This window comes from Brachyspira sp. G79, from assembly GCF_002379365.1.
Lineage (GTDB): Bacteria > Spirochaetota > Brachyspiria > Brachyspirales > Brachyspiraceae > Brachyspira.
The window spans coordinates 283,397-287,630 of sequence record NZ_JQIU01000009.1; the positions used below are offsets into that span (position 1 = coordinate 283,397).

Annotated in this window: 5 protein-coding genes; all 5 read right to left on the bottom strand. The window is 26.9% G+C overall.

Features of this window, described 5'->3' with window-relative positions:
* Positions 1 to 1,831: hypothetical protein (locus KQ44_RS14190; RefSeq protein ID WP_205676583.1), on the bottom strand; the 1,831-nt coding region annotated here is incomplete at its 3' end.
* A gap of 193 nt (positions 1,832 to 2,024) precedes the next feature.
* Positions 2,025 to 2,609, bottom strand: coding sequence for a hypothetical protein (locus KQ44_RS14195; RefSeq protein WP_205676584.1), 585 nt, complete (start codon positions 2,607 to 2,609; stop codon positions 2,025 to 2,027).
* Between the two features lie 3 nt (positions 2,610 to 2,612).
* The gene (locus KQ44_RS14200; protein ID WP_069732133.1) at positions 2,613 to 2,876 is read right to left on the bottom strand and encodes an endonuclease; all 264 of its coding nucleotides are present in this window, start codon (positions 2,874 to 2,876) and stop codon (positions 2,613 to 2,615) included.
* Positions 2,877 to 3,707: a hypothetical protein gene (locus KQ44_RS14205; RefSeq protein WP_096737994.1), complete on the bottom strand. Its 831-nt coding sequence runs from the start codon at positions 3,705 to 3,707 to the stop codon at positions 2,877 to 2,879. It lies immediately after the preceding gene.
* Positions 3,700 to 4,234: glycoside hydrolase family 19 protein (locus KQ44_RS14210; protein WP_096737995.1), on the bottom strand; the 535-nt coding region annotated here is incomplete at its 5' end. The genes KQ44_RS14205 and KQ44_RS14210, both read right to left, overlap by 8 nt.

A 4,234-nucleotide genomic window follows, 5' to 3' on the forward strand; every position in this document is an offset into this window, starting at 1 on the left:
GCGGACATTCCATATCTATAGTATATTTTTGATTAGGTGTTATGGAACTAATAGATAACATAGTATACAATGGTTCTCCTGATATTATTCCTATTTTATATGAAGAATAGCTATATTGCTGTTTATCTTCAAAAAACTCTTTCATACTAAGGTTCAGAAAGAAAGACATATTATTACTATTAGATTTGAAAGAACCTTTTAACCTATAGACTCCATTTACTAAATATATACCAAAATCTTCTGATACTTCATATCCTAGAACTTTAATATAACTAAAATCTGGAGGACAGATTATATTATTATCATATATTTTTATATCTCCTATTTTTAATATAGGAGATTGTATTTTATCAGCAATTATAATAATATATAAATATTTATTTTCATATTTGTATATTACCTGCATTCCTCCATAGTACATACCTAATAATTTTCTTCTATCTAAATCAATTTGTTTATTAGTTCTTATAACTGCCTGACCTTCATTATTAATTTCAAAACTTCCTTTCAAATTGAAGCTTCCATCAGTATTTTTTACTAGTGATAAACTACTTATATCTTTTATAATGCCACTATTTAGAATAATACTTTCGCCTTCAGCTTCTAAAGTAAAAGTAGTCTTTTCAAAAGAATATATTTCCTCTTCAGGATTATCAGGAGCTTCAGGATTATCAGGAGTTGGTTCTGCAGGTTCTGAATCAAAATCATTGCTATATGTATCGCTTAACGCTTCTATAGCATCCTGTACAGTTTCTATTACTTTTTCTTTTACTTCTACTTCTGCATTTTTATCAGGAGTCAAATCAAAAGTTATTATTTCATTTTCTCCTATTTCAGAACCGTCTTGATTAGCTATTTTTAAACAATATGTACTAGGTTCATCACTATATTTCATAAATCCGAACTTCTTAGGCTTTCCAGAACTGGAGGTGATACCGTCTGTATTGATTAGCTCATTATCATTACTTATTATGTTAAAATAGTTTTCTAATATAGGACTGTAGCATATCAGTGATGAAATACCATTAATATGTTGATAAGCCCCTATAACTTTTATTTTATTATCATTTCTTATTAGTTCTAGTCTAAAAAAAGGAGCTTCTAAATTATTACTAAAAAATATATTTCTATCTATTTTATTTAATACTCTATTTTTTATATTAAAAAAAACATTGTAATAATTTTCTGTAAATACTTCTTCTGTTTGTATAGACCCATCTTTTACTAAGATAAAGAAACATAGTTTATTATCATTTACTGATGTATTAAAAAAAGTACCTCTTTTAGTAACTGTTGATATTATAGCCTCGTCTGTATCTAAATCATAACTTCTAAGTATATTTACATCAAAAAATTGAGAAAGAATAGCATACATTGAATATGCAGTATGAAATCCATTAATATATTTTATTATACCTGTAAAAGCATTGTTACAATAATAATTTGATAGTTTAGATTTAAATCTATATGTTCCATCTGTTTGTTTTTCTATAACTGCCTGATATTCTTTACTGTTTTTCTCATCAGTAAATACAATATAATATTTTTCTGATATATCTAATTTGAACTTTGGAAAGTTATATTTTATATATTTAAGCTGAGCATTTTGATTATCAAAGTATATACTAGATGCATTAAAAGAATTATTTGTTATTATTTTATCTAATATACCTTTTAATTCCTTAATATTAGATACAGGAGCTTCATTAGGTTTGCCTCCTTTTAACTTTTCTATATTCGCCATTATCTGATTATGATCTTCAGCAAATATAGTTTCGCCATCCTGCAGGGCTGGCACTTCTCTATAGTTTTCAGGTTTTTCTAAAACCATAATAAAGCTCCTGCTTTTAGATTTTATTTATAAAAATAGTAATTACTAGAAACTTGCACATTATACCAAAGCTGCCATTCTTTTATTATTGTTATATTCGAAACCGCCTTATAGAGTGTATATAATAAATTATATACACGGCGGTTTCTCATTTTATTTATTATATCTATAATAATTATTTTCTGTCTGTATGTTATACCATAATTGCCATTCTCCTATCTTTATAATACTTTCTTGGTATCTTCTCATTAAATCTTGTCTGTTTGTAACAGCTTTTATAATAAATATTTCTGGAGGCGTAGAAAGCGGTACTTTGACATATTTTATTTTTGTACTGCATGAAGTTAATATAAGAGCGGAAAAAACGAGCACAGACAGTTTCATCAGGAACTGTCTGTAATTTTGGCGAGTTTTTGAAGCGTTTATTATAAAAAAAATACTTATAAAAATTATTAGATATACTATTAAATGTTTCATTCTCTGTCCTTGTCAGCAATTCTTCATCTATATTTTTAATCATTAAACTAGAATTACTAAAACTATTTTGAAACTTCTCATTTTCTTTAATAAATAGTATTTCATTTTGAAGCGTTTGATTATTAAGCTCCAAGCCCTTAATATCTTCCTGATACTGAGCTATCTCTTTTTCTTTTTTATGTATTTCACTGTCTTTAGCAGCTATTAATACTATAAAAATAGAAACTATAAAAACCATTATGACTGCTATAATGATTTTTTTGTTTATTTTGGACAAAAAGCCCGTTATTATTGGAATCACTGCTTACTCCTTTTCATTATTATTTTTTTTATCATCATTAGTATTGTTATTTCTTAATATCTTCAAAAAGCCTCTTAAATCGCTTCCAAAACTAACTGCATTAAGACCAAGGAAAATTATTACAACAGCAATAGCTTCTTCTTTAGCAACTGTTCTACCTCTCCAGATAAGATTAACACTAACCCAAACAACCCCTAAAATAAAAGTAACTATGCTTGTATAGATACTTAATTTTTTATTAGCATTATGCTTTTCTATAAAACTCATCTATCTAACTCCATTGTATTTTAAATTGTCATGAAATATACCTAAAAGGAACTTCTGCAGATATTCAAGATTTTCTAAAACTATCTCACTGTCTTTGATAGTTGTTTCAGTAAAATTATTATTAATAAATACATCATAGCTTTTTAATCTGTCAGCAGAGGGAATATTTTTAAGATTTTTCATAAATGCTTTACGTTTATCATATTGTGCTTGATGATTATTATAAATTGATTTATAAATATCCTCTATTTTATCTAAAATAATCATATAATAAAAATTACATATATTTTCTAAACCTAGCTTATTTATACTCATAATGCTGCTTTTAGATAAAGCATCATTATATATATTAATAATTTCTATTCTTTTTGCTTTTATATATTCTCTAAGCTCTGCTTTATCTTTATCAAGTATATGATTATGTACTATATAGCTTATGATTTGACTTTGCACTTTTAATGTACTTTGACTTATTATACTGCTATACTCTTTATATACAGTAAGAGATGTAATTTTCTCATCATATTTAAAATTATTTTCATCTTTTTTATTATCGCCATGATAATAAGCTAATATTTCACTGTTATTTTTAGATTCTAATACAGCTAGCTCTTTTGGAGATTCAAATGCATTAGATACAATCTTATTTTGATTTTCTATAGTTTTTTCTGTATTAACCTTATCATTTCCAAACTCTATAGTACCGTCTTTAATATTTGCTTTTAATTTAGCTTGCTTATTATGCAGAATAAGGTCCTTAACCCATTTTCCAATTATGAGTATAGTTATACAAATACCTATTATAGATAAAGCCGTTAATGCATCAGACATTTTTATCCTCTAGTATTTTTAATATATTTTTATATCTTTTTTCTCTGTCTTCAAGTCCATTGTATCCGCCGTTAATAAGTTTAGTAACGCCTTTCACATCACCTTGATGGGCAAGTAAACCGCAGCCTTTCTCCTTCCAAAATAATAATGCAATCTCTATAGCATTATTAGGCTCTTTGGCAAGGTCTGGATTATTAACTAAGTCAGCATTTATTTTTTTACCATATTTTTTATAATTATTTTTTCCAGTAAGCTGAATAATGCCTCTGCCTCTATATTTATAGCCTTCGTCTTCTGTATTACCTAAACGACCGCCATAAACAAAGTTGCCTATAGCTTCAGCTCCTTGAAGACAAAGCTGTTTAGCATTTTCCAAACTTCCAACTCTTTTTTTGAAAACTTCAAAAAGCCTTTGCGGAGTGTATCTGAAGCTCTCTTCAAGTCTTTTATAATTATTGCTTTCATGTGAAGTTTGTGCCAAGAACATAGCAGCTTCTTTTATGTCTGTAATGTTATGTTTTTGCAAA